Source organism: Vibrio sp. V43_P6S15P86, assembly GCF_009904725.1.
Lineage (GTDB): Bacteria > Pseudomonadota > Gammaproteobacteria > Enterobacterales > Vibrionaceae > Vibrio > Vibrio diabolicus.
In genome coordinates this window covers 1-3,067 of record NZ_WXWT01000366.1, presented here as the reverse complement: position 1 = coordinate 3,067, position 3,067 = coordinate 1, and the positions used below count along the sequence as shown (strand labels likewise).

Genomic DNA, 3,067 nt, shown 5'->3' with positions numbered 1-3,067 from the left:
AAGCGCTTAATATTGATTTTGAAATTTCTGTTGGCTATTTATACAAACAATCACTTTATTTATGCTCTGATAATGAATTCAGTGAGTTAGCAAGGATTATCATGATAATTGAAACCTCCGATAATGATGGATTGCAATTATCAAAGGCAAAAGCTAGTCAAATTAGAAAGCTACTTTTTAGCAAAGTGGATTTACGTTTAGAGTCGAAGTTTCAAAGTTTACCGCAAGATAAAAAGGAAGCATTACTGAACCTTGCGAAAAAGCTTGAACCTTTTGATCTCGTAAGCATGCATGAACGACTTCAGGCAATGTAGACTTATGAAAGAGTGTTTTGAGTAGATTCTTAACACTTGGCTTTATCATTAAGATTGAGTATTAGGTTCCACGCCTCTAGCTCTTACACAAGATCTAGAGGCATCCATTTTTTATTGACTTAAAAGTGCCGAGCTAAGATTTTAACCCGGCAGCGGTCATCATGACGCGAAATAACATAGACACTAACCCTAATGCAGCGACGCTAACGACCCAAATTCCAACCATCCAAGCCCATTGGCGGCACCAATTTTTGACTTTCATACTCACTCCTTATCAATTTGTTAATGGTATGCTTCGCCTTCTTTCACTTTTCCAGAGAAGACGTAGTAACTCCAAAAGGTGTAAGCCAGAATGATCGGGATGATGATCACTGCTCCAACGAGCATAAAGCGCTGACTGCTTGCAGGAGCGGCTGCTTCCCATATTGATATGCTAGGAGGAATGATATTTGGCCAGATACTGATGCCAAGCCCAGCGAACCCGAGAATCACGATCACCAATGCCATCACGAAAGGGCTGCGCTCTTTACGCTTTTTAACGGAGTCGGCAATCTTCAAACATACCAGCCCAGTAATGGCAGGTACGGGCAGTAAGTAGAACAAATTAGGCAGAGAAAACCATCTTTCCGCAATGGCAGGGTAAGCAAGTGGAGTCCAAGTGCTCACAATGACTAATGCGGAGATCATCGCCAGTAGTGTTTTGTTAGTGAAGCGGTACATCGTGTTTTGCAGTTCACCTTCCGTCTTCATGATGAGCCATGTGCTACCAAGCAGCGCGTACGTTGCGACTAAACCCAAACCACAAAAGATGGGAAAAGGGCTGAGCCAGTCGAGTTGGCTACCTACGAAGACGCGGTTTTCCACCGCAAAGCCTTGAATTACCGCACCAACAACGATGCCTTGGAAAAACGTGGTTAAAATCGAGCCGACCATAAAAGAGCGATCCCAGAACTTTAAGTGGTTTTCCAATGCTTTAAAGCGAAACTCAAACGCAACGCCACGAAAGATCAAAGCAATCAACATCAACGTCAAAGGGATGGTTAGCGCTTCAATTATTACCGCGTAAGCCATGGGAAAAGCGCCAAATAGAGATGCGCCTCCAAGCACAATCCAAGTTTCGTTGCCGTCCCAAACTGGCGCGACACTGTTGACCATGACGTCTTTTTGTTTTTCATCCTTGATGAAGGGCATCAGTATTCCAATACCCAAATCGAAGCCGTCCATGATGATGTACATCAAAGTGGCAAAAACGATGATCGCGAACCAAATCACGGATAAATCAAAATGCATATTCTCTACCTTCACTTTGTGACAAATTCTAAATGCGACCTGAAACGGTCGTCATGTCGTGCTCATCGTGTTCGATTGCATCGGGGCCTTTCTTGATTTGGTGGATCATGTAGTAATAACCAAAACCAAATACCAAGCTGTATACAACAAGGAAACACAGCAGGCTGATGCTCATTTGTAGGTCTCCGTGTGCAGAAACCGCATCACGCGTTTTTTGTACGCCATACACGACCCAAGGTTGCCGACCAACCTCTGTCGTAAACCAGCCAGCGAGTATTGCGATAAGACCAGATGGCCCCATAAACAATGAAAACTTGAGGAACCAACGCGAAGTATAAAGCGTGTTCTTTTTTCGTAACCATATGCTGTAGAAGCTTTGAAAAATCATCAGAAGTCCTAGCCCGACCATGATTCGAAATGACCAAAAGACGATAGGTGAGTTCGGTCGTTCCTCTTTCGGGAAGTCTTTCAGCGCCGGGATTGGCTCAGTTAAACTGTGGCGTAGGATCAAACTTCCTAAAACAGGAATTTCTAAGGCATAGTCTGTGCGTTCTTGTTCCATGTTTGGCATGCCGAACAAAATCAATGGGGTTGGTTTGCCATCACTGTTATCCCAATGTCCTTCGATGGCAGCGATTTTGGCGGGCTGGTGTTCCAGAGTGTTTAGCCCGTGCACATCGCCAATCACGGCTTGGAGTGGCGCAAGGAACACTAAGATCCCGAGCGACATCGAAAACATGGTTTTTACCGCAGTCGATTGATTGCCTCTCAATAAATGCCAAGCGGCTGACGCGCCTACAAAGAGTGCTGAACTGACGAAAGCCGCGACGCTCATGTGCGCCAAACGATAAGGAAATGAAGGATTGAAAACGATAGCAAACCAGTCGGTTGGCACCACACGTCCGTCGACAATTTCATAGCCTTGTGGCGTTTGCATCCAACTGTTGGAGGCGAGAATCCAGAACGTCGAAATGATCGTTCCTAACGCCACCATCGAGGTTGCAAAAAAGTGCAGCTTTTCGCCGACGCGACGCCACCCAAACAGCATTACGCCAAGAAATCCGGCTTCGAGAAAGAAAGCCGTTAACACTTCATAAGTCAGTAATGGGCCTGTGATAGAACCAGCGAAGTCGGAGAAACCACTCCAGTTGGTGCCGAATTGATAGGCCATGACAAGACCAGATACAACACCCATTCCAAAGTTAACCGCAAAAATTTTCGACCAGAAGTGATAGAGCTTTTGGTAATCGGGATTACGTGTTTTTAGCCATAAGCCTTCCAGCACGGCGAGATAGGTGGCCAAACCTATGGTGATAGCGGGGAAAATAATATGAAAGGATACCGTAAAGGCGAACTGTATCCGTGCAAGCATAAATGCGTCGAGGCCAAACATTAAACTTCCTTTGATCTTTTAAGTTTTATGAGAGAGCTATTTTAAAAGGAGCGGAATGAGGGAAGTAGGT

Annotated in this window: 4 protein-coding genes; 1 reads left to right on the top strand and 3 read right to left on the bottom strand. The window is 45.0% G+C overall.

Translation table 11 applies throughout. From position 1 onward, the window contains the following. Window positions 1-314 (top strand): hypothetical protein (locus CAG69_RS16695; RefSeq protein ID WP_161445246.1); only part of this gene is annotated, 314 nt, incomplete at its 5' end. A 133-nt stretch (window positions 315-447) separates the two neighbouring features. Here CAG69_RS16695 and CAG69_RS16690 read toward each other — a convergent pair. The 3 genes from CAG69_RS16690 to CAG69_RS16680 are packed head-to-tail and all read right to left on the bottom strand — an operon-like array spanning window position 448 to window position 2,997. Then, a complete protein-coding gene (locus CAG69_RS16690; protein WP_017447407.1) occupies window positions 448-576 on the bottom strand; it encodes a DUF2474 domain-containing protein in 129 nt (42 codons plus the stop codon). Window positions 577-596: 20 nt separating this feature from the next. Beyond that, window positions 597-1,604 carry a cytochrome d ubiquinol oxidase subunit II gene (cydB, locus tag CAG69_RS16685; protein WP_161445244.1) on the bottom strand — a complete coding sequence of 336 codons (1,008 nt, stop codon included), beginning with the start codon at window positions 1,602-1,604 and terminating at the stop codon, window positions 597-599. 28 nt (window positions 1,605-1,632) lie between these two features. Beyond that, window positions 1,633-2,997 (bottom strand): cytochrome ubiquinol oxidase subunit I, encoded by a 1,365-nt coding sequence (locus CAG69_RS16680; RefSeq protein ID WP_005373264.1) that lies wholly within the window; start codon window positions 2,995-2,997, stop codon window positions 1,633-1,635. Window positions 2,998-3,067: the final 70 nt, after the last annotated feature.